Raw genomic sequence first — 22,994 nt, forward strand, 5'->3', positions numbered from 1 at the left:
AGGCAATTGACGCGCTGGCGCAAACGTTTATAAACCCGCGACAGGCATGGATGGGTGTCCGAGTGGTTTAAGGAACCGGTCTTGAAAACCGGCGTGCGGGAGACCGTACCGTGGGTTCGAATCCCACCCCATCCGCCATGTCTCTTAAAAATCATTGAGCTATCGTGGTTTATCGGAGCGGCGAGACTATCGGTGTCTTCGATCTCTTTTCACATGAGCACCTACAAGAAATAGAAAATCGGTCGCCGAAATCCGCCCGTTTCGACTTCGCGAGTGTTCTTTTTGAGCGCATTCAGCCCTTCGTCGCCCGCGAAATGGCTCAGAGATGTAACACCCATCATCGCTTCTTCATCATGTCTGGTCGCTTGCTTCACGCCGGTTGGAACCTTGCGCACGAGCAGACGTTAAGATGCGTCATTGGAGAGAGATCATGAAGCTTTTTAGTGCAGCAATTTGCCTGATTTCCGTTGGTATCTTGAGTGGATGCGTTGACGATCGTGGCTACCGAAGTGGCGGGTACTATTCGACGGGCGTCTACTACCGGACCTATGAGAGAGATCGTTATTACCGCAACTATGACCGGCGGGATTGGCGAGACCGCCGTTACCACCACCGCCATAGGCCTCCGGTCTACGGTGGCGTTCAACAGTACGGCGTGATCGTCCGATAGACTGCATATACATTCGCAGCCTAAGACAGCCAGGTTTTGGGTGACAGCTCCGCTACACAAATGCAGGTCGCCGCGATGGCAACCTGCATTTGCTTGAAGTCTGCAACTAAAACCGGGTTCGGCATTGCTAGCAGACGCGCCGACTACTTCCAGCTTGTGTAATCACTCGACGCGCAACCGAATGGCGCATTTTGCTCTCCGAACCTTTTCTGCAACTGAGCACAGCCCCATTTGTTGATCGGACCTGGCATTAGGTTATTGATGTCCATGGCAGGGGATGTGAACTGTGATGGAGCGGCGGTGACATACCACAACCAGTACCCTCCAATTCCAACAATCATCAGCAGGATGATGATTCCGAATGCCTTAATGCCTTGCAGCGCAGAGGCGCCAACGGTTTTGTTTGCCTGTGCTCGGTCGGTCTGTGGGGCACCCGGCGACACTTCGTCGGACGTGAAGGCAGACAACGCCTGCGCCCTTTCTGCTTCTGTCATCTCGATCCGCTCCAGGCGGTCGTCCAGAAGTACGGGCAGAGGGCTGTCTTTTTGCCAGGTGGCAAGCGCGATATCGTGTTTTTCAGACTGACCGATAATCAGCGGGACCTCATCCTTGCGCATAAGCGAGAAGGACTGACGCTTCGTTTTATCCTCCCGGATCGTGTCGGAATAAGTGAGGAGAACGCCGCCGCGCTTTTTGGTTGCATTGATCAGGGCGACCGGCAACAGTATGAGCGGCTGAGCTTCACCGAGCTTGGCTCTTGCGCGGAAATATCGAACGAGTGCCATCATTAGCGCGAGACCGCCGAAGCCGAGAAGTACGGTGAGGACAGCGAGCGTGATGATCCTGTTCCACAACATATCGAGACCGAGCGAGATCGTCGCAAGGGCTGGGTCGGAGCCGGAAATGACAAGGCCGGCCTCATAATCACCGGAGTGAATGTCGATGAACATCACCTCCACGTCGCTGATATAATGCTTGCCTTCATAGTCATAAGCGAGCTTGGCCGTGCAGGTGGTGAAGATACCTTTGCGGGTTTTGCAACTGCCATTGAGATCGCCGTTTTCGATTTCGACCGGGTTCTGGCTGATTTTGTAATCCCGTATAATCCCTGGCCCTTCCGCGACAAACATGAAGATCGCGATTGCAAGCAGGATCGGCGGCGAGAAGTAGTAAGCGAAAGGAACGGACAGAACGCCGCGCTTCAGTATCAACGGGCGTGCGGGAAGCTTTACGTCGGGAAGAGTCACGATGGCCTTCGCGTGTTTTTTTAATCACAAGCCCGGCATCAATAGTTGAGCCGCCTTTGCTAAACAACCTTTGCAAGCCTCGTGAAAGCGTTAGCCTGTCCCCACACCTAAGGTGAAGCTGTTGATTTATCGGCGCGCGGTTTGAATGGCACTCATCACGAAGGATGTGACAAGTTTGGCATGATCCTCGTTCCGGGTTGCGATCGCGATAGGCGCACGAGGCGATTTTCCGGCAATTGGTCGGTAGACCGTCTGACCTGAGTGACAGCGTCCTCGAAGCGTGCAACGATATCTCGTGCCGTCTCCTCAAAAACAATTCCGGCAGCTGTCAGTTCAACGCCTTTTGCATGTCGGGTGAAGAGCCGCGCACCGACTGTTTCCTCAAGCTGGCGAATCTGGATGCTAAGGGGCGGCTGCCGAATACCGATTTTGTCTGCCGCGCGCGTGAAGTGCTTCTCCTCTGCAATCGTGAGAAAGTAGCGAAGCCTGCGAATATCGATGCCATCCAATATCATATATGAAAAAGCCTCTTTTCATATATTGGAAACTAGAACGGAATGTCTTTAGCTTTCAGGGGAGAACAACGACGTAACCAAGGAGACATCCCATGACCAAGACCGTCGCTGATCTGCTGGCAGAAAGTCTTGCCATTATCGGTGTGGAGCGCATTTGGGGCGTCACAGGCGATAGCCTGAACGGGCTGAACGACAGCTTGAGACGGCTTGGAAAAATAGAGTGGATGCATGTGCGCCATGAGGAAACAGCCGCTTTCGCCGCGGGCGCGGAAGCCGCCGTAACAGGTCGACTTGCCGTCTGCGCCGGAAGCTGCGGCCCGGGCAATCTGCATTTGATCAACGGGCTGTTCGATTGCAAGCGCAATCACGTCCCGGTTTTGGCGATTGCAGCCCATATCCCTTCTTCCGAAATCGGTCTTGGCTATTTCCAGGAAACCCATCCGCAGGAGCTGTTTCGCGAATGCTCGGACTTTGTCGAGCTGGTGTCCAACCCTGCACAGATGCCCGGCGTCCTCAATCGCGCGTTGAACACGGCGATCGGTCAGAATGGTGTTTCTGTGCTTGTCATTCCAGGCGATGTTGCCCTTGCTGACGCGCCGATGTCTTCCGCACCCCATCAAGCTATTGCCTCCCTTCCCCGCATCCTTCCTCACGAAAGCGAAATCAACCGCCTTGCGGCGCTCTTGAACGAGAGCAAAGCTATCACGATCCTGGCGGGCAGCGGCTGCGCTGGCCAGCACGATTCGGTCGTAGCGCTGGCGGATGCGTTGAAGGCGCCGGTGGTGCATGCACTTCGCGGCAAGGAACATGTTGAGTGGGATAATCCCTTCGATGTGGGCATGACGGGGCTTATCGGCTTTTCATCAGGCTACCATGCGATGGAGAATGCCGACACGCTGGTGATGCTTGGCACTGATTTCCCCTATCGTGCATTCTATCCTGCTAAGGCACGGTTTATCCAGATCGACCGTGATCCGGGCGCGCTGGGAAAGCGGGCATCGCTGACACAAGGGCTGGTTGGCGATGTTGGGGAAACGATTGCTGCCCTGCTCCCTCTCCTGAAACCACGCTCTGACACGGATTTTCTCGACGCCGCCCGCGCCAACTATGTCAAAGCGCGCGAAGGACTGGACGATCTGGCGAAACCTTCCGCCGCTGGCAGGCCGATCCATCCGCAGTATCTGGCACAGCAGATCAGCAAACTTGCTGCTGAAGATGCAATCTTTACAGCGGATGTCGGGACTCCAACCGTCTGGGCGGCACGTTATCTTGGTATGAATGGCAAGCGGCGCCTGCTTGGCTCCTTCAACCACGGTTCGATGGCGAATGCCATGCTTCAAGCGATCGGCGCCCAGGCGGCAGAACCGCACCGGCAAGTGGTGTCTCTTTCTGGCGACGGCGGCTTCACCATGATGATGGGCGATTTCATTACGCTGTCGCAACTGAACCTGCCGGTCAAGATCGTCGTTTTCAACAACGGCTCGCTCGGCTTCGTAGCGATGGAAATGAAAGCCGGCGGTTATCTCGATACCGGCACAGATCTCGAGAATCCAAATTTTGCCGCCATGGCGAACGCGATGGGCATCAAAGGGATACGCGTGGAAAACTCCGCCGATGTCGACGAGGCGCTGCGTTCAGCCTTCGATCATCCAGGACCGGCGCTGGTCGATGTCGTCACCGCAAAACAGGAACTCGTCATGCCACCGAAGATCAAGGCGGAACAAGCCAAGGGCTTTAGCCTCTATATGCTGAAAGCCATCATCAACGGCCGAGGCGATGAGGTGGTCGAACTCGCGCGCACGAACCTGCTGCGGTAAAGGAAGAAAACGGTGAAAGAGCCTCGCTTCCGCGATCTGGCTTTCGTTTTGCGGTGCTCAGGGGCTGCGACGCTGTCTTTTGTGCTTGCGCAAGCCTCCGGGCTTCCACATCCCGTGTGGGCGGCGATGTCCGGTATCATTGTGGGGCAGGAAAAACTTGGCGATACGCGTAAGACCACCATTGGCCGGTTTGTCGGTACCCTGCTGGGCGTCATTATTGCCGTCATCGTAGGCACGGCATTACAATACTGTGCCGCAGGACCGGTCGCCGAAATTGCCGTTGCGGTAGGCCTGGCGGCAACGATTGTCCGGCGCTATCCGTCGCTGAAGGTCTGCATGTGGACATGCCCCATCGTATTCCTGACGAGCACAGCACAACCGCCTTTGTGGGAAGTTGGGATGTATCGAGGTGCGGAGGTTCTGTTTGGCAGCGTTGTCGGTGCAGCGCTGCACGCGTTCTCAGAACGGATTGTTCGGGTGCGCTATGGCTAAACATGACCTGCAAAGGCGTCGTGCCAAGATCCGTGTGAAAAACAGAAGCGCTGTCTATTCCCTTCGACGGGCAGGCCGTCGATTGGAGCTGCGAGCTGTCGGGCTCCTTCCTGAGCAATTCCGCGGCGATGAAGGAGCGCGTGCAGCACTCGCTGTCGGAGCGCCATTGTGTCTTGCGCTGATGACAGGCCAGCCCTCATTCGGCTGGGCAGTTTTTTCGGCGTTTTGGACGTGCCTTTGCGATGGGTCAGGCCCGCACGCGATGCGCCGCCGAACACTTGGCCTTTTCGTTCTGATCGGCACCGCCATCGCCTTTATCGGTTCATGGGGTGCTTCGGCAGGATTGGAAGCAGCACTTGCCATCGGCCCTGCCCTCGTCTTCTTCTCCGTCATGGCAGGGGCGGCTTTTTGTCTGGATCGACTGCTCGGAACCCTGCTTGCTGTCGTCGCCGTCGTTGCTGTCGGCTTTCCGCACCCTCCGTCTACCGCGGCAGCGCAGGCGTTAAACTTCCTGGCTGGCGGAAGCTGGGCGTTTCTGCTCATCAATCTGTTTTGGCGGATCGATCCGTCGGCGGCGCTCAACCGAAACACGGGCGCTGTCATTGCGCGCCTATCGGACATGGCGACAGATCTGCTTCGGACCGGCGATAGAGATCATCGGGATATCCAATGGCACAGCGATCACGCCGAACACAGGCGTTCGGTACGTATGTCGATGGAGCGGCTGAGAGCGGTGTTGGCACGCCACACTGCGGACGCGCCTCAATATCACAACGCACTCAACGCGATGGAGATCATCTTCGGCGCTCTGGTGGCTCTGGATCATGCCTATATCCACAAGCTCGCCCCCGTAGCCGAGCGAGCGGCGACCGCGCGCGCATTTGCCACCGCCCTGCTTGGCGTCCGTCTGACGTTGCATCCCGATAAGCGAAATACCGCTCTTTTGCGCCGGGGCATTGGGAGGCTGGAAAGGACGAGTAAAAATCTGACCGATGAGGTCATGCTCGGCTGCATATTGGCTCTACAGAACGCATTGAATATGCTTGAAAAAACCGAGCAATCCGACGAGGCTTTGGCAACACCAACGGATCAGGTCTTCCCGAGCTGGGAAGGCCGCGTGAAGGGTGCTCTACGACTGGGTCTACTCCAGGCTGCGGGCGTTATCGGCGTGTACTACACCGCCGTCATTTTCAAACTGGGCTATCCCTACTGGGCAACGATGGCGCTGATTGTGTGCCTACAGGGCGGCGCGCGGGTGACATGGGCAAGATCGTTTGAACGCATACTCGGCTCCCTGCTAGGCGGCATTCTCGCTCTGGCCGTTCTCGCCTTCACGCAGAGCCCTGTGATCTTGTGCCTGCTGGCGATCCTGCTCGCGAGCGTGACGATCTCTCTGAGAGCTGTCAATTATTCGGTCTTTGTCGTCTTCCTGACAATGCTCTTCATCATCGTGACCGATATCATTCATCCTGGAGCCAGCACTGCCGTTACGAGAGTAATCGACAACCTCCTTGGCAGTGTCGCAGCGCTGCTTGCTGTCCTCGTTCTGTGGCCCGATTTCGGCCCACCGCTTCATCGACTGATTGCCAAAGGCCGGGAGGCGAATCTTATTTATCTGGAACGCGTAACAGCCGGAAGGCCGGTCCTGGAGGTCCGTTCGGCGCAACGTGCGGCTGGTTTGGCGAGCATTGACGTCGAAGTTGCGCTGCATGACCTTGGCGGGCTGCGTTACCGTCGCCATCGCCTCAACGAAGCCGATCTTTCGGCTTTACGGGAGATGCGCAACTTGGCTGGCGAGGCAGCTACAGCTTGGCACAGACGGCTTGCGGAGCACTGCGGGCGATGATGAGCCGACTGCAACAGAAACGGGGTGGTGCATATCCCACCACCCCGTACAGATATTGTGCGCTTTACGCTGTTACTAGCTCATCAACGCGAAGGATTAACCGGCAGACTTCAACTGAAGGCTGGCGATACCTGCAGCGAGGTTTACACCTGTGCCGGCCTGGGCGCTCAGCGGCTGCAGCGCGAAATTCTTGGCGTTACCGCCGACCAGTGCATTGGCACCAAGACCGACGCCAACCGCGGCAGACGCCGATGCGCCGACATAGGTGCCGCTCAACGCGCCGTCACCAACTCGAGACTGCGCAGTGTTGAAAACGATCCAGCTCAGATACTGCTTTCCCGTAACGCCGACATCGAGGCCGATCTTACCGATCTTGCCGGTGTAGCGTTCTACCTGGCCCGAGCGCTGACGAAACTCGCAGGAAACTGCCTTGCTGGAGCCGATGACGAGGCCGATGCCGCCGTCGATTTCACAAGAGAGAGTGCCGACACGCTGTTTCTGAGCTGTCTCCATCTGCTTGTGGGAGCGCTTTGTCTCTGCGGATGCCATAGGCGCAACGGCAAGGGCAGCGATGGCGGTAGCGAGGATGAGCTTCTTCATAGTGAACTCCTGTTATCATTGAGATATAGGTTGCGTCTGGCCGTGTGGCGCGGCGCAATCGAATGAATTTGGGGTCGGATAGCGAGATCGGCGATGATTGGGCGCGAGGCAAAGCACTCCGCGATGAAGACCGCGCATTCGAGTGAGGCGACCGTTTCCACCTCACCCGTCAGCATCACCCGCCCATTTTCCATGGACACCGAGATGCGGCTGCCTTCCTGGCCGTCCGCATAGGCGATGATGGCCTGCAGTGCTGCGCAAAGGCTGCACTCCTGGGGGTTTGCGGCGGGCGCCAATGCCTCGTCGGATGAAATCATCATCTCGATCAACTCCTGTCCGACGGCTTTACTTGAACGATTTCTTGACGGCGTCCTTGGACTGGCCGTACTTGCTTTGGACCTCTCCAGCGACCTTTTCGGCGCGGCCTTCAGCCTGCATTCCGACATTGCCGGTGATCTTGCCAACAGCTTCCTTGATCGAGCCCTTTGCTTGGCGAACTGCGCCTTCGATGCGGTTGTTATCCATTTCTAGAACTCCTTCCTTTTCATCGGTTATGTCGCCGTCATTGGCGGCATGATGAAGAGATAGAGCCTGGAAAGCGCCTATTGCAGAGAGAAAACTACTAATCGAACTGGTACAAACTGGCCTTTCTTCAATGAAATCAGCAAAAATTTCAGCCTTTACGCAATTTGCGTCCGCTAAACCCGCGCTCGCGCGCCCAGATGACGGCTGCCGCCCGACGATTGACGCCGATCTTTCCGTAAAGCGAGGCGATGTGGTTGCGGATCGTGTGCTTAGAAAGGTTCAACCTGTCGCTCATGTCCTTGTCGCTGCATCCCTCGCAGATGAGGGTCAGAATATCTTCCTCGCGCTCTGTCAGGTCGCTGAGCGAAGCCGTCGGGGCTGTCCCCTTGGAGGTCTGGCGCAGTCCGGCAAGCCGCTCAACCACTGTGCGGCTGAACCAGGAAGTATCTGCCATGACGGTTTCAATGGCCTCTATCAACTCGTCCTCCGAACGGCGTCGCTCCGTCACGTCTTGCAGCGCCCAGATGATACATTGCTGGTCGTTGATCTCCACACGCTCGGCGGAAACTACGCACTCGGCGCTGCCACCGTCCTTGAGGTTCATCCTGAGCGATTCCTCACGGATCGGTACATTGCTTTTCAGACGTCGCTCAACGTCCTTTCGGGCGTTCACATCGTCCCACAACTTGATTTCGCCTGCTGTCTTGCCGACAACTTCCTGTTCTTTGCGACCACATAGTTCCAGGAATGCGTCATTGACTTCGGTAAAGACGAAATCCTCAAGCCTGGAAATGGCGGTCGGTGCCGGTGAGAGCCGGAAGGACTTGAAAAACCTTTCTTCGCTCTGGCGCAATGCATTCTGCGCTTTCCTGCGTCCATCGAGATCGGCGAAGGTAAAGAGCATGCAGGGTTCCTCACCGACTGCAATCACTTCACCGGCAACGATGACCAGGCGATCGCCGTCGGGAATAGGTATCAAAGCCTCCCGGTGGCGAATGATGCGCCCGTCGTCGAGGCGATCGAGCGCATCCTGTCCCGTCTCGCAGTTTGAGAAAAGCCCGAGTTCGTCGACACTTCGACCGATGATCTCATCGCGGGTGAAACCGGTCATTTCCATGAAGCCCTGGTTGACGCGAATGAAGCGCTTGTCCTCCAGACGGCAAATGAGGCCAGGTGCGGGATTGGCGTTGAAAGCTCGTTCGAAGCGCTCCTCCGCCTCGTAAAGCGGGGTCTCGTCGCGAACAATCAGCATTGTCACATCGGGCTTTGCGCCAGCATCCTCGATTACCAAACCGCGCACGGTGTGGACCCAGGTCTGGTCGAGATCGGAAGCCGGCGATATCTCAACGGTAACGTCGTCGACTTCCTCGCCGGACAGGAGCCTCTCCAGCGGGTATTGGCCCTCATCCAGCAGATGATTGTTGCGATAGCGCAATGTGAAGTTTTGGCGATACGCAGCCACTGTTTGCCCTAGATCCTCGAGCGTCTGCACCCTATGCATTTCAAGCGCGGATCTATTGGCCCAGGAGATACTGCCATCCGGTTCCACAAGGATCAGGCCGTCGCTCAAGCCCGCAATGACCTGTTGCAAGACAAGCCGGTTGATCTTGGGTGACTGCTCGATATCCGTCATAGCTGCCGTATCTCTCTGGTGGGAATCGCTTGAAACTTGTCGAAGACGACAGGCGTCTTGAAACGAAGGCAAGTGCAAACATGTTGCGCGAGACTGTAAAAAAGCTCAAATGGGCGTTCTGGAGACCGACAAAGGACGAATACGTTTAATGCCGCAGATTTATGTCGACGCCGATGCCTGCCCGGTTAAGCCGGAAATTTTGAAGGTTGCAGAACGGCACGATCTGGATGTCACTTTCGTCGCCAATTCCGGCTTGCGGCCTTCTCGGGATCCCAAGGTGAAGAATGTCATCGTCTCTAACGGTTTCGACGCTGCCGACGACTGGATCGCGGAGCGCGCCGGTGAGGGCGATATTGTCATCACGGCAGACGTTCCACTGGCTGGCCGCTGTGTGGCCGCAGGTGCGATGGTAACCGGTCCGACCGGTCGTGTGTTTGATCAGACCAACATCGGCATGGCAACGGCAATGCGAGATCTCGGCGCGCATCTGCGCGAAACGGGCGAAAGCAAGGGCTACAACGCCGCCTTCTCCGCACGCGATCGCTCGCAGTTTCTTGAGACCCTTGATCGGCTGTGCCGTCGAACGAAAAAGTAATCGAGAATGGCGATAGGGCGGAAGACGAAAGAACAGGTAAAAATAACCTTCTACACGCGGCATCGACCTTTTTTGATTGCGGCGGTGCTGGGAGGCATCGTGCTTGCGGCGACGCTAGCGACCATCCCAAAGCTTGCGGTCGAATCTTCTGGCGTAGCGTTTTTCCTCACCTACCTGTCGTTGCTCGCGATCCGGCTTCCCTATCTGACGGCGGCCCATCTCAAGGCGCATGCCGATAGCGATGACCTACCTGCAATCGCTATCATTTGCATCACCCTGTTTGCGGTCGTCGTTGCTATCGTGTCGCTGTTCATGGCGCTCAATCATTCCGGTGAGACCGCACTATCACTGGCACTGTCTTTTTCCTCCGTCATTCTTGGCTGGTTGACGATTCATGCCATGGCAGCAGTCCATTATGCGCATCTGTTTTGGCGTCCCTCTGCAGAGGGTGGCAAGAAGGCCCCCAAAGGCGGGATGGACTTCCCACAGACGGAAGCGCCGGGCATTTACGAATTTCTCTATTTTTCCGTCGTCATCGGCATGACGGCTCAAACCTCCGACGTTTCCGTCACCACAACGGCCATGCGCAAGGTCACGCTTGTGCATTCGATCGTCTCGTTTTTCTTTAATACGGTGCTTGTGGCAGCCGCGGTCAATGCCGCGGTTTCTCTGGCAGGTTGATACTCGACTTATCAAGGATGGAGCATATGAAGGTTATTTCCCAGAACACCGCTTTCGGAGGCATGCAAGGCGTCTACGCTCATCAATCCGAGACATGCAAATGCGAAATGACCTTCGCCGTCTTCGTGCCGCCACAGGCGATCAACGAGCCCTGCCCCGTTCTCTGGTATCTCTCTGGCCTGACGTGCAGCCATGCCAATGTGATGGAAAAAGGCGAGTACCGCCGGCTTGCTTCCGAACTCGGCCTCATCATCGTATGTCCTGATACCAGCCCGCGAGGCAATGATGTGGCCGATGAGCTGACCAACTGGCAGATGGGCAAGGGCGCCGGATTCTACCTCGATGCGACAGAGGCGCCGTGGGCTGAACACTACCAAATGTATAGCTACATCACGGAAGAACTTCCCAACCTGATCGCTCAGCATTTTCGTGCCGATATGAGCAGGCAAGGCATTTTCGGCCACTCCATGGGTGGTCATGGCGCCATGACAATCGCGCTGAAAAATCCGGAGCGCTTCAAGAGTTGCTCCGCCTTCGCACCAATCGTCGCGCCCTCCTCTGCCGACTGGTCACGCCCCGCGCTTGAAAAATATCTTGGAGAAGATCCGGCAGCCTGGCGGCCTTTTGACGCCTGCGCACTGGTGGAAGACGGCTATCGTTTTCCGGAATTTTTGATCGATCAGGGCAAAGCTGACAGTTTCCTGGAAAACGGTCTGCGTCCCTGGCTATTCGAAGATGCCATCAAGGGCACCGAAATCTCGCTGACACTGCGCCTTCATGAGCGTTACGATCACTCCTATTATTTTATCTCTACCTTCATGGACGACCATTTGAAGTGGCACGCTGAACGTCTTGCCTGATGAGATAGAACAAAATCGGCAATTATGGATTTTCAACGCAATGGTAAGGGCCTTTTTGCCGGCGAGTGATCTTTATCTCCGCCTGCCCTTATCAAAACAAAAAATCTCGCTTAGTTAAGTAAGCAAATACATTGAGTTGATAAAATGATGCCGAAGCCTTTTGTTCTGCCGTCCTTACGGGACTTTTTCGAAAATTCTACAGTTGCTTTGGCGCTTGCCGATGCTGGTGGGGACAACGAACTCGTGCTCGTGAACCAGCAGTTCCGGACGTTGACCGGTTACGATGACGCCGACGTGATCGGGAAGAACTGTCGGATGCTCCAGCATGGCGGGACTGGCGAAAGCGCCTTGAACGAAGATGCGCGGGCGAAGATTCATTTGTTTCTGTCTCGACAAGGCGCCGCCAGCGTTCGCACGCCAATCATCAATTTTCGCAAGGATGGCAAGCCTTTCGTCAACCTGCTGTTCATGTCGAAGCTGACGTCGTCCAGTGACGTGCAATACATCTTCGCGTCTCAATTCGATATCAGTCGGACGAGACCGGACCTTCTGGATAAGTACAACGCCGAGTTGGGCAACACGCTTGCCGGAATTCAGCCGATGCTGGAAGGCCATAACGTGATCATCGAAGGCAGTCTTGCGACCATTGCCAGCTCTGCCACTACCATCGCGCAGGCAAAGTTGACTTTGGCTCAGCTTGAAAAGAACGACCAGGATCAATCTGGCGACACATTGAGGAATTGAGCTTGGATCAGCGCGTAGAAGCTCAGAATGTCCCTGTTGTCGGGATAGGATCATCGGCCGGAGGGCTGGAGGCATTGCGTGAGATGTTCAGCAATGCCGAGGTGCCGACGGGTCTCGCCTTCGTCGTGGTTCAACACCTGGATCCCCACCATGAAAGCATGCTGGCAGAACTTATTGGCCGACACACCGCGCTCTCTGTCAAGCAATGTCAGGGGGGTGAACGTATCCAGCCGGATACCGTTTTCATCATTCCGCCGGGCCACGGACTGTCGATCTCCAACGGCACGCTTGAACTGACCGATTTCGCCCAGCCGCGCGGCCTACGCCGTCCGATCGATGACTTCTTCATATCGCTCGCAAATGACCAAAATGGCAATGCGGCTTGTGTGATCCTGTCCGGTACAGGCGCCGATGGATCGACAGGGCTTCGCGCCGTCAAGGAAAACGGCGGATTGTGCGTAGCTCAGGAGCCGATGACCGCCAAGTATGACGGGATGCCGCTTGCCGCTGCGGGCACAGGGCTCGTCGACTTCATTCAGCCGCCCGAAAAGATTCTTGCCTGCATTTCCGGCTTTTTCTTCAGACGAACGAAAGTTCTCGCGGATGAACATCCATCGCTCGTTGAAGAGCACATTGATGAATTGTGCAGGACGCTTCGCAATTCCGTCGGCCACGATTTTTCTGGCTACAAAAAAACGACTTTCATCCGTCGCATCGAGCGCAGGATGCACGTTCTCGGGATAGAGCGCGCTAAAGACTACCTTCATAGGCTGCAAAAAGATCAGGAGGAGTGCGAGGCACTTTTTCGCGATCTCCTGATCAACGTCACGCGATTCTTCCGCGACCGCGAATTTTTCGATGTCTTGCGTGAGAAGGCGATTCTTCCGCTGCTGGATAGCCAGAAGGGCCGTGACGGCGGTATTCGCGTCTGGGTGCCAGGCTGTTCCAGTGGTGAGGAAGCCTATTCAATTGCCATGCTCTTTGCCGAGGCTGCGCGTGAGAAGCAGGTGATGTGCGATGTTCAGATATTTGCAACGGATATCGACGAAAGCATGCTGCAGATCGCAAGGTCGGGATCCTATCCCAACGCAGCGCTCGCGGATATTCCGTTTTCCCTGCAAGAGCACTACATTATTCCTCATAAAGACCGCTTCAACTTCGTCGGTCAGATCCGGGATATGATCCGTTTTTCGGGCCACAGCCTTGTCAAGGACCCGCCTTTTTCCAAGATTGATCTGGTCTCTTGCCGAAATCTTCTGATCTATTTCGACGACAGGCTGCAGAAAACGATCATGCCGCTGTTTCATTATGCATTGCGGCCGGGTGGCTATCTGTTCTTGGGCCCCTCCGAGAGTGTCGGGCGGTTCGAAAACGTGTTCTCGAGCATCGACCAGAAAGCAAGACTCTTCGAACGGCAACCCGGTCTGCCGACCTACCCTATTCCTCTTCCCGGCGGCCGCCAGGATCCAGGCCGCAAACCCAGCGGCTCGGATGCACCCAACGGTACGGCAAGAAACGACGATGAACGCGTCGTCTCTCGTTTGCTTGAACGATATGTGCCCGCCAGTATGCTTCTGGATCACGAAGGGCAGATCATGGCTGCCTTTGGGAAATTGAGTCCCTTCTTCGATTTTCCAGTGTCTCGCTCCAACGAGACAAGCGCCGCTTCGTTGGCGCGCCCCGGCGTCAAGGAACAGATCGGCCCTCTGCTGCGGCAGGCGCGGACCGCCAAGAAGCGCGTCATCTCCAGCAAGATTGAAGTCGTCACCGAATTCGGATCTTTGACGACCGACATCATTTGCGATCCCTTGGATGATGACAGGTTCTTGCTGGTCTTCCAGGACGGTCGGCAGTTCACGCCGCTTGAGGAAAGCGATCTCATCGAGCTTGAGCCGAGCAACGGACATGTGGAGGCGCTTGAGCGCGAACTGAGATCGGCCAAACATCGCCTACGCTCTGCGACGGAGGAGCTCGAAACGGCGAATGAGGAACTGAAGAGTTCCAACGAAGAAATGATGTCGATGAACGAGGAGCTTCAATCGACAAACGAAGAGCTCACCACTGTCAATGATGAGCTCAAGAACAAGATCGAGCAATTGACGATTGCCAATACCGATCTGCGCAACTTCTTTGACTCCACGAGTCTCGCGATCATCGTTCTCGACCGTGATCTGCGTGTACGCTCCTTCACGCGGGCTGCAACGGAAATCTTCCCCTTGCAGCCAAGCGATCGCGGTCGTCCCATTTCCGACGTGACGATGCGTTTGCTGACAGTGGATTACATCAACCGCGTTCGCAGCGTCATGGACGATGGCGTGGAATACCAGGACACCGTCTGGCAAGAGGAAACGCGCAAGACATTCACGCTGAGAATTCTCCCCTACAGAACCTCGGATGGGACCATCACGGGCGCCACGATCGTGCTTGCGGACATTTCACACGCCGTGAGCGTCGAGAGCCAGCTACAGCGTGAACAGAACCGCCACGAGCTTGCTATTGAGGCTGCTGGTATCGGTGTGTGGGAATACCTGCCGGAAAAACAGCAGTTCATCCTTGGAGGCTCGACAAAGGAGCTGCTCCAGGCGACGACTGATCACCTCAGTACACACGAGTTTCTTGCAAAGATCAGACAAGAGGATCGCACGCAGGTTCTTGAGGCAATTCGGCAGACCGAGCGGGATCAGGGTGGTTTCGATATGACCACGGAGCTTTGCTCTGAGCATGGGCCGCGCTGGATCAAAGTGTTCGGCCGTTACGTTGGCGATGTTGACGCCCCCCGTATCATCGGTGTTACCGTCGATGTGACGGCCGAGTACAGGCTTGCGGAGACGCGGGAGCTGATGCTCAATGAAATGAATCATCGAGTGAAGAACCTCTTCGCCATGATTGGCGGCATCCTCAGAATGGCTGGCCGCAAACATGAGACGGTCCAGGATCTGGTGTCAGACGTCGAAGGCCGCATCCTTGCGCTCGGTAACGCTCATTCACTGGCATCGAACCAGAAGCGCACTGTACCGGTGGAGATAGCGGAACTGGTCAAAACAATCCTTGCTCCATACGATCGGAAGGGTGGTATCGAAATTTCGCAGGAGCCGCTGCCCATTCCGGCGAAATGCATCACTCCGCTAACGCTGATACTGCACGAATGGTCGACAAACGCGTTGAAATACGGCGCTCTCGGACAAAGTGACGGCAAGCTGAAAGTCAGCTGGAAGCAAGACAACGAAAATATTTATCTGTTATGGAACGAAAGCGTTGGAAAGCCCGTTGGAGCATTCGGGGAAAAAGGTTTTGGGACACTTCTGCTGTCGAGTGCCGCACGGCAACTGGGCGGAGTGATAGACACCAAACTCGAAGGCTCCAACCTAGTTCACATTCTTACTCTGCCAAGTTCGGTTTTAAATGACACGCAAATCGGTACTCATCGTTGAAGACGAAATTTTCGTCGCCCTGGATCTCCAAATGACCTTCGAAGAGGCTGGTTGGGACGTCGCAGGGCCATTTGCCAGTATCGAGCAATCGACGCTCTATCTAAAGGAAAACACGCCGACCTGCGCCGTGCTTGACGTACGCCTGATTGACGGGGAAGTGTTTCCTGTGGCGGATATCCTTGCAGAGCGGAACGTGCCCTTCGTCTTCCATTCCGGCCATGCCGATGGTCGCCAACTTGCGCAGCGTTACACAACGTCCGCCTTTTGTCAGAAGCCATGCCTTCCAGGAAAACTTCTAGGCGAGCTGGAGAGGATCTCAGATCCCGCCGATACTCGGGAAAAGCTGGACAAGTGGGCAGGCGCCCGGGCGTGACGAAACGCCCACTCAAACCCTATGAGGCGAGAAAAAAGCCGGCGGATGAGCCGGCTTTTTTGCGACATTCGTTATGGGTAACCTACAGCAGCGACCTGCCATCAGGCCTGATTGTCGCAAAGCGCGATGCGTAGGTTAAAAGCCATCGTGCGTCCAAAAGGACGCACGATACTTCATTGGCATACACGGAAGCTCTCCATATGCCAGCCACCATCATAGGAATTCGGCACCCGGCGGTCCTCCAACCAGCAACGTGGCGGTGGCGGTGGAGGCGGCTCGACGTAGCGCGGACCACTGTCATTGGCGATCGCGCCGCTGATGATCCCGCCCAGTAGACCGGCAGCAATGCCGCCCACAATCACGGCGCCCGTGTCGTTATGACGGTGTTTGCGTGGTGGGTCGCGATAGGGCGGCGGAGGAGGAGGACCGCGGCGCTCGTACCTGTATGGACCATCATAATACTGCGCGGAAGCCGTCTGAACGCTGGCAAACAGGGTACCAGTCGCAAGCGTCGCTGCTATAACAGTAAGAAGAACTTTCTTCATGGCGATATTCTCCAGGTGAGATGGCGCACTTAGCTGGCCACTCAACGCAATCCGAATGTGCCATGTCAGCACTGAACAGGTGATGAATGCGGCAAAAAATCGAAGACCACACTCGCGGGGATCAAGCGGGCATATCATTATTTCTTTTGATTGGGCGTACCGATCATAGTCACAGTGACCTTTTATGCCGGTGACACGCACGCTAATTTGTCAGCGTTCCTCACCATGAGGAGCTCCCAAGTCCTGAGAGCCAATCAGGTAACACCTCGCCCCGCCTTGAAGGTGGGGCTTTTTTCTTTCAGGAATGCGGTGCATGCGCGAGACCGTTTTGCGGTTAGGAAGAGCGGAAATCAAAAGTTCTGTCCTTGCGGAGCGATAGCGACGTCTCTTGAAGCGCCTGTCGGCACGGCCTAAAAAAGATATCTTGAGCCACGCAACCTCTTGGTGATTAGCACGTTTTATAACCGTGAGACCTCCCAGTCTCTCGTTCCCCTCTCGACTAAAAACCCGCCTTGTGCGGGTTATTTTTTTGAAAATAGGTCGGGAAGGCTGACATTTTTATATAGCGGAGTACCGTTTGGACGCCATCTAGCCTCGCACCAAATACCGGTTCGCGATATGTCTCGATCATCGCTCAAGGGCATTGCCCAACTTTCCCCGAGCGACCAACCTGCCCCGCCAGTTTCGCGGGGCTTTTTTGTGTGATGCTTTTACTGCGTGGGCGAAACGATGCGCCAGTTCCGATCTGGGTGAGGCTGCTCTCGCCGAGCCTCATAACCCAGCAGTTGATCGAGTAGCTCCACAACAGCACTCGGCATGTTCACGATCAGGTCGTCGACCATTCGATTGAACCAATGGTACGAGTAGATTGCAAGAAGGGTGAGAACGAGTAATAGGAGCCACGGCCACAGCGGTTTCCGAGGCGGCTCGTTTTTGTCCGTCCGCATGTCTAGGCTCATCTCAATCTCTCTTGTGGTCTTGCGATCGGGATCACCGGGATGCGCGCGGCTCGCCGCCCGGTGCATAAGCCGTCTTTTGTTGAAAGCGGAAGATATTGCCGCATTGAGCGCAGCGGACCATGTATTCTGCTGGGTTTGTCGATGGACGCTCGGCTCGGAACCCACGCGGCATTTCGTCGATCCGGAAGTCCACATCCGTGGACCCCTTCTCGTCTTTCTCGGAAGCCTCGGCGAATCCACTGTGTCCGCAACGTGAACATTCGAGCTTACGGGAGTATCGATCGCGAGACGCCATTCTTCATCCTCTTATTCCAGCATCAGGTAACAGCGCAACACGACCGTTTCAATAGTATCGTGTCGCACATCCTCGAAGGAAGCGTCTCAGCCGACCTAAGATTTTGAAATGACTCTATCTGCTTCCTCCGAATGAGCGAAAAATGCCGCATTTTATGTGCTGTGGATACCATTCATAAACCACTTGGTAACGTCATCTCACTAAAGTTCGAAACGTGAAAATGTCTGGCGGGGCGTGTCGGACGGAACTGTGGCATGCGATTGAAGAGTTCAACTGTGTTGAAAAAACTATCTGAGGCGCTTGGTCGCGCTGTGGGCGCGACCTCTTTTGTGAAGGCTTTGCTGTTCGCGGCGGCTGTGGCGACAACGACCGTTTCCGCCACGCAGGTGGCGAAGGCGGACCCGAAATATGCTGGTATCGTGATCGATGCCAAGACGGGTAAGGTCCTCTACGGGGAAGATCCTGACGGCTTGCGTTATCCTGCTTCCCTGACGAAGATGATGACGCTCTATCTCACTTTCGAAGCACTGAGTGCCGGGCGCATAACACTTGACTCCAAAGTTCCGGTTTCTGCAAACGCGGCGAAGGAGCCTCCTTCCAAGCTCGGCGTGCGCGCAGGTGGTTCTGTCACCGTAGAGCAGGCCATCCTCGCTCTCGTCACCCGTTCAGCGAACGATATGGCAACGGCTCTCGGCGAACATCTTGGCGGATCCGAAGAGCGCTTCGCTCGAATGATGACGGCGAAGGCCCGTGCGCTCGGGATGACACGCACCACATATCGCAACGCGAACGGCCTTCCTAACACCGCGCAGATGACGACCGCGCGCGATCAGGCCCGTCTCGGCATCGCTCTGCGCCAACACTTCCCTCAATATTATGGTTATTTCAGCACACGAACCTTCACCTTCGGCAAGCAGGTGATCGGTAACCACAACCGCCTCGTTGGCACGGTCAAGGGTGTCGACGGTATCAAAACCGGCTACACCCGTGCTGCTGGCAGCAACCTCGCCACCTCGGCACAGCTGGATGGTCGTTCCATCGTGGCTGTCGTGCTTGGAGGACGCTCAAGTGCGGCTCGTGATGCGACCATGCGCAAACTCGTCGCGGAGTATCTGCCGAAGGCGTCGCGTGGCGGTAACAGCAACCTTATTGCAGCCACCCCTTCTGCGCCTATCGAAGAACCGGTCGCAGTCGTTGCGACAACTGCTCCTGCCTCGGGCCTTCCCAACGCCGGTCCTGTGCCGCAACAGCGTTACGGCGAAGAGGCTCCAGTGTCCGCTTTCGCCCCCTCTACAGCGAATGCCGCAGTTGCTGCCATGGACGTTGCGACCCGTCCTAGGGCGCCTGTCAAGCCGGTTCCGCCGGTCAGCATGAAGCCGGACCGTTCTGTCGTTACCAATTCGACGAAGGTAGACAACATCGTGACCGCATCCACAGCACCATCGGCCCCGGCTGCATCGTCTGCCGCTGCGGGTTGGGTGATCCAGATCGGCGCTTCCCCTGATGAGAATTCCGCGCGCAACCTGCTTCAGACAGCGCAGGATAAAGGCGGACCTGCATTGCGCACCGCCAAGCCATTCACGGTTGCCTTCACCAAGGATGGCGCACAGATGTACCGCGCCCGGTTCGGCGGTTTTGACGGTCAGAACCAAGCGGTCAATGCATGCAACGCGTTGAAGAAGAAAGGCGTCAGCTGCTGGGCTTCGCTCCAGTAGGTTTACACACTGTTCCGGGAAAGGCCTTGGCAACGTCAGCGCCACGGCCTGCCCCACTCCTCGAATTGTAATGAGTAACGAGGCTTTACAGATGGCGATCAATGAAAACTATTTGGACATCGCGTCGAGCAAGGGCAGAAGTCAATCTGCGTCGGTGCTTCATCCGATCCACGAAGCGGCGATGAAAATTGCCGATCTGGGACTGAACAAATCTCGACACAAGACACGCGATCTCGTCAATCTCCTGCTTTGCCATGGCGCTCGCGCCTGGCGCAGCAACCAGCCGGAAGTGAAGATACATCTTCATATCGACGGACGCTTTGGTCACTCTCCGGTGCATCTACGTCTGCGCTGAATAACGCTACCTTCAAAAAGAAACCCTGCGAAACAAACATTTCGCAGGGTTTTTTGTCGACATTCTCGTCCAACATGAGTCGGACGGAGGCTTTTTCGGGTGCTATGAGCGCAGTTGAAATTACGGTGCTCCTGCCCGAAAAGCGGAGTGGCGGTAAACGCCACTCGCGCTGTTGTTCCTTATTCTGCCGAGCCGTCAGTCTCGGATGCCGCCCCAGCTTCGCCAGTTGCCACATCTTCAGCACCTTCGATCAGTGCCTCTACTTCTTCCTCACCTTCCGGCTCGTTGATACGCTCGACTGAAACGACCTTCTCATCCTTGGCGGTGGAGAAGATGGTAACACCCTTCGTTGCACGGCTGGCGATACGGATGCCATTGACGGGAACACGGATAAGCTGGCCGCCATCGGAAACCAGCATGATCTGGTCTGCGTCTTCGACCGGGAAGGCCGCGACGAGTGCCCCGATTTCCGTCGTCTTCGACGTGTCGGTGGCGCGGATGCCCTTGCCCCCTCGACCGGATGTGCGGAAATCGTAAGACGACGAGCGCTTGCCGTAACCCTTCTCCGAAACGGTGAGAACGAATTGCTCACGGTTCTTGAGTTCCTGATAGCGAGCTTCGCTCAGTTCACCCTCCTCCGTCACCTCTTCGCCGACGAGTGCGATGTCTTCTTCATCGACACCGGCCGCACGACGCTCTGCTGCGGACCGCTTGAGATACGCTGCACGTTCCCAAGGCTCGGCATCGCTGCTGCTGACGATGGTCATTGAGATAATGCGGTCGCCCTCGCCCATATTGATGCCACGAACGCCAACCGAGTTACGGCCGGCAAAGACGCGCACATCATCGACCGGGAAGCGAATGCATTGGCCAAGCGCCGTTGTCAGCAACACGTCGTCGCGGTCCGTACAGGTCTCGACAGAGAGGATTTCGTCGCCCTCTTCATCCAGCTTCATGGCGATCTTACCGTTACGGTTGACCTGAACGAAATCGGACAGCTTGTTGCGGCGAACCGTTCCACGTGTCGTGGAGAACATCACGTCCAGCGTTTCCCACGTCGTCTCGTCTTCAGGCAGCGGCATGATGGTCGTGATACGCTCACCGGCTTCCAGCGGCAGCATATTGATCAGCGCCTTGCCCTTGGACTGCGGCGTACCGATTGGCAGACGCCAGACCTTCTCCTTGTAGACAATGCCACGCGAGGAGAAGAACAGAACCGGCGTGTGCGTGTTGGCAACGAAGAGACGGTTGACGAAGTCGGCGTCGCGCGTTGCCATGCCGGAACGGCCCTTGCCGCCGCGACGCTGCGCCTTGTAGGTCGTCAGCGGCACGCGCTTGATGTAACCCAGATGCGATACGGTCACGACCATGTCTTCACGGGCGATGAGATCTTCATCGTCCATATCCGGGCCGCCTTCGATGATCTCGGAGCGACGCGGCGTGCCGAACTCTTCGCGAATGGCGGCAAGCTCATCCTTGACGATCTGCTGAATGCGGATGCGCGACGACAGGATTTCGAGATATTCACTGATCTCGGCGCCAATCTTGTTCAACTCGTCGCCGATTTCATCGCGACCGAGTGCCGTGAGGCGGGCAAGACGCAATTCGAGGATTGCGCGTGCCTGCTCTTCCGAAAGATTATAGGTGCCGTCCTCGTTGATACGATGGCGCGGATCGTCGATCAGAAGGATCAGGCTTTCCACTTCGGAGGCCGGCCAACGGCGCGTCATCAGCTGTTCACGGGCAGATGCCGGATCGGGCGCCTGACGGATCACGCGAATGACCTCGTCGATGTTGGCGACGGCAATCGCAAGACCCACCAACACATGCGCGCGGTCACGCGCTTTGCGCAGCAGATACTTGGTACGGCGGCTAACAACATCCTCGCGGAACGACACGAAAGCACGCAGCATGTCGAGAAGCGTCATCTGCTCCGGCTTACCGCCATTCAGCGCCACCATGTTGCAGCCAAATGAGGTCTGCAGCGGCGTGTAGCGGTACAGCTGGTTGAGGATAACCTCGGCATTGGCATCGCGCTTCAACTCGACGACGACGCGGTAACCCTGGCGGTCGGATTCATCGCGCAGGTCGGAAATGCCCTCGATGCGCTTTTCCTTGACCAGTTCGGCCATCTTTTCGATCATCGAAGCCTTGTTCACCTGGAAGGGAACCTCGGTGATGATGATCTGCTCGCGATCGCCGCGCATAGGTTCGATAGTGGCGCGCCCGCGCATGATGACAGAGCCGCGGCCCGTCTCATAGGCCGAGCGTATGCCGGAGCGGCCCATGATGAAGGCGCCCGTCGGGAAATCGGGACCCGGAATGATCTGCATCAGTTCCGGCAGTTCGATCTCCGGCTTGTCGATCAGGGCGATACAGCCTTCGATTACCTCGGACAGGTTGTGCGGTGGAATGTTCGTCGCCATACCGACGGCGATGCCACCTGCCCCGTTGACCAGCAGGTTCGGGAATTTCGCAGGCACCACGACGGGCTCCTGCAGGGTGCCGTCATAGTTATCGCGGAAATCGACGGTTTCCTTGTCCAGATCGTCGAGTAGGGAATGCGCGGCTTTTTGCAGGCGGCACTCAGTGTAGCGCTCTGCCGCCGGCGGGTCGCCATCGATCGAGCCGAAATTGCCCTGGCCGTCGATCAGAGGAAGGCGCAAAGACCAATCCTGCGCCATACGCGCCAACGCATCATAGATCGCGGCATTGCCGTGCGGATGGTATTTACCCATCACGTCACCGGTGACGCGGGCGCATTTGACGTATTTCTTGTTCCAGTCGATGCCGAGTTCGGACATGCCATAAAGAATACGGCGATGAACGGGCTTCAGGCCGTCACGGACGTCCGGCAGTGCGCGCGAAACGATAACGCTCATGGCGTAATCGAGATACGACCGCTGCATTTCCTCCATGATGGAAATTGGTTCAATGCCTGGCGGAAGCTTTCCGCCGCCTGGGGGGCTCTGGTCAGTCAAAACGGATCACATTCTCTGTTAAGAATCGGATGGATTTTTATAACGGAAACGGCGTCCGCACGCCAATTTCTCAGCCGGTTTTGAACAGTCTTTTACGTCATTTACAAGACGATAC

Annotated in this window: 21 protein-coding genes and 1 tRNA gene; 13 read left to right on the forward strand and 9 right to left on the reverse strand. The window is 56.3% G+C overall.

Annotation, left to right across the window (positions count from 1 at the left end; all coding sequences use genetic code 11):
• Positions 1-48 precede the first annotated feature (48 nt).
• Together ACQZ5M_RS00965 and ACQZ5M_RS00970 are read left to right on the forward strand one after the other, a co-directional pair.
• Positions 49-138, forward strand: a tRNA-Ser gene (locus ACQZ5M_RS00965).
• Between the two features lie 292 nt (positions 139-430).
• Positions 431-670 carry a hypothetical protein gene (locus ACQZ5M_RS00970; protein ID WP_296016336.1) on the forward strand — a complete coding sequence of 80 codons (240 nt, stop codon included), beginning with the start codon at positions 431-433 and terminating at the stop codon, positions 668-670.
• A gap of 143 nt (positions 671-813) precedes the next feature.
• Here ACQZ5M_RS00970 and ACQZ5M_RS00975 read toward each other — a convergent pair whose 3' ends face one another.
• Positions 814-1,917, reverse strand: a complete 1,104-nt coding sequence (locus ACQZ5M_RS00975; RefSeq protein WP_449078904.1) for a hypothetical protein — start codon at positions 1,915-1,917, stop codon at positions 814-816.
• 155 nt (positions 1,918-2,072) lie between these two features.
• Positions 2,073-2,432, reverse strand: coding sequence for a LysR family transcriptional regulator (locus tag ACQZ5M_RS00980; protein WP_449078905.1), 360 nt, complete (start codon positions 2,430-2,432; stop codon positions 2,073-2,075).
• Between the two features lie 92 nt (positions 2,433-2,524).
• Between ACQZ5M_RS00980 and poxB the strand changes: the two genes are divergently transcribed.
• The 3 genes from poxB to ACQZ5M_RS00995 all read left to right on the forward strand — a co-directional run bounded on the left by poxB (position 2,525) and on the right by ACQZ5M_RS00995 (position 6,587).
• Positions 2,525-4,249, forward strand: a complete 1,725-nt coding sequence (poxB, locus tag ACQZ5M_RS00985; protein WP_449078906.1) for a ubiquinone-dependent pyruvate dehydrogenase — start codon at positions 2,525-2,527, stop codon at positions 4,247-4,249.
• 12 nt (positions 4,250-4,261) lie between these two features.
• Positions 4,262-4,741 carry an FUSC family protein gene (locus tag ACQZ5M_RS00990; protein ID WP_449078907.1) on the forward strand — a complete coding sequence of 160 codons (480 nt, stop codon included), beginning with the start codon at positions 4,262-4,264 and terminating at the stop codon, positions 4,739-4,741.
• 262 nt (positions 4,742-5,003) lie between these two features.
• Positions 5,004-6,587, forward strand: coding sequence for an FUSC family protein (locus ACQZ5M_RS00995; protein ID WP_296080684.1), 1,584 nt, complete (start codon positions 5,004-5,006; stop codon positions 6,585-6,587).
• Positions 6,588-6,683: 96 nt separating this feature from the next.
• Here ACQZ5M_RS00995 and ACQZ5M_RS01000 read toward each other — a convergent pair whose 3' ends face one another.
• The 4 genes from ACQZ5M_RS01000 to ACQZ5M_RS01015 form a co-directional block, all read right to left on the reverse strand.
• The gene (locus ACQZ5M_RS01000; protein WP_296036523.1) at positions 6,684-7,187 is read right to left on the reverse strand and encodes a DUF992 domain-containing protein; all 504 of its coding nucleotides are present in this window, start codon (positions 7,185-7,187) and stop codon (positions 6,684-6,686) included.
• Positions 7,184-7,507, reverse strand: coding sequence for a BON domain-containing protein (locus ACQZ5M_RS01005; protein WP_296016327.1), 324 nt, complete (start codon positions 7,505-7,507; stop codon positions 7,184-7,186). Before ACQZ5M_RS01005 ends, ACQZ5M_RS01000 begins: the two co-directional genes overlap by 4 nt.
• A gap of 25 nt (positions 7,508-7,532) precedes the next feature.
• Entirely contained in the window at positions 7,533-7,712 is a 180-nt protein-coding gene (locus tag ACQZ5M_RS01010) for a CsbD family protein (RefSeq protein WP_296016326.1), read from the reverse strand.
• Between the two features lie 148 nt (positions 7,713-7,860).
• Entirely contained in the window at positions 7,861-9,345 is a 1,485-nt protein-coding gene (locus ACQZ5M_RS01015; protein WP_296100242.1) for a helix-turn-helix transcriptional regulator, read from the reverse strand.
• Between the two features lie 148 nt (positions 9,346-9,493).
• On the opposite strand from ACQZ5M_RS01015, the gene ACQZ5M_RS01020 reads away from it, so the two are divergent.
• The 6 genes from ACQZ5M_RS01020 to ACQZ5M_RS01045 all read left to right on the forward strand — a co-directional run bounded on the left by ACQZ5M_RS01020 (position 9,494) and on the right by ACQZ5M_RS01045 (position 16,029).
• The gene (locus ACQZ5M_RS01020) at positions 9,494-9,940 is read left to right on the forward strand and encodes a YaiI/YqxD family protein (protein WP_296016322.1); all 447 of its coding nucleotides are present in this window, start codon (positions 9,494-9,496) and stop codon (positions 9,938-9,940) included.
• A 6-nt stretch (positions 9,941-9,946) separates the two neighbouring features.
• Positions 9,947-10,621 (forward strand): DUF1345 domain-containing protein, encoded by a 675-nt coding sequence (locus ACQZ5M_RS01025; protein WP_296074052.1) that lies wholly within the window; start codon positions 9,947-9,949, stop codon positions 10,619-10,621.
• 26 nt (positions 10,622-10,647) lie between these two features.
• Positions 10,648-11,481 (forward strand): S-formylglutathione hydrolase, encoded by an 834-nt coding sequence (gene fghA, locus ACQZ5M_RS01030; protein ID WP_449078908.1) that lies wholly within the window; start codon positions 10,648-10,650, stop codon positions 11,479-11,481.
• Between the two features lie 144 nt (positions 11,482-11,625).
• Positions 11,626-12,225, forward strand: coding sequence for a PAS domain-containing protein (locus tag ACQZ5M_RS01035; RefSeq protein WP_296016315.1), 600 nt, complete (start codon positions 11,626-11,628; stop codon positions 12,223-12,225).
• A 2-nt stretch (positions 12,226-12,227) separates the two neighbouring features.
• Positions 12,228-15,656 carry a CheR family methyltransferase gene (locus tag ACQZ5M_RS01040; protein ID WP_449078909.1) on the forward strand — a complete coding sequence of 1,143 codons (3,429 nt, stop codon included), beginning with the start codon at positions 12,228-12,230 and terminating at the stop codon, positions 15,654-15,656.
• On the forward strand, positions 15,628-16,029 hold the full coding sequence (locus ACQZ5M_RS01045; RefSeq protein ID WP_449078910.1) for a response regulator: 402 nt from the start codon (positions 15,628-15,630) through the stop codon (positions 16,027-16,029). The genes ACQZ5M_RS01040 and ACQZ5M_RS01045 overlap by 29 nt, the downstream gene beginning before the upstream one ends.
• Positions 16,030-16,202: 173 nt before the next feature.
• Here ACQZ5M_RS01045 and ACQZ5M_RS01050 read toward each other — a convergent pair whose 3' ends face one another.
• Together ACQZ5M_RS01050 and ACQZ5M_RS01055 are read right to left on the reverse strand one after the other, a co-directional pair.
• Positions 16,203-16,574: a hypothetical protein gene (locus tag ACQZ5M_RS01050; RefSeq protein WP_449078911.1), complete on the reverse strand. Its 372-nt coding sequence runs from the start codon at positions 16,572-16,574 to the stop codon at positions 16,203-16,205.
• Between the two features lie 990 nt (positions 16,575-17,564).
• Complete coding sequence (locus ACQZ5M_RS01055; protein ID WP_449078912.1) at positions 17,565-17,828, reverse strand: hypothetical protein; 264 nt, start codon at positions 17,826-17,828, stop codon at positions 17,565-17,567.
• 254 nt (positions 17,829-18,082) lie between these two features.
• On the opposite strand from ACQZ5M_RS01055, the gene ACQZ5M_RS01060 reads away from it, so the two are divergent.
• Complete coding sequence (locus tag ACQZ5M_RS01060) at positions 18,083-19,543, forward strand: SPOR domain-containing protein (protein WP_296036506.1); 1,461 nt, start codon at positions 18,083-18,085, stop codon at positions 19,541-19,543.
• Between the two features lie 91 nt (positions 19,544-19,634).
• Complete coding sequence (locus tag ACQZ5M_RS01065; protein ID WP_296018665.1) at positions 19,635-19,898, forward strand: hypothetical protein; 264 nt, start codon at positions 19,635-19,637, stop codon at positions 19,896-19,898.
• A gap of 179 nt (positions 19,899-20,077) precedes the next feature.
• On the opposite strand, the gene gyrA is transcribed toward ACQZ5M_RS01065, so the two are convergent.
• A complete protein-coding gene (gyrA, locus tag ACQZ5M_RS01070; RefSeq protein ID WP_296036503.1) occupies positions 20,078-22,879 on the reverse strand; it encodes a DNA gyrase subunit A in 2,802 nt (933 codons plus the stop codon).
• Positions 22,880-22,994 lie beyond the last annotated feature (115 nt).

The sequence above is a fragment of the Rhizobium sp. 22-785-1 genome, from assembly GCF_053521965.1.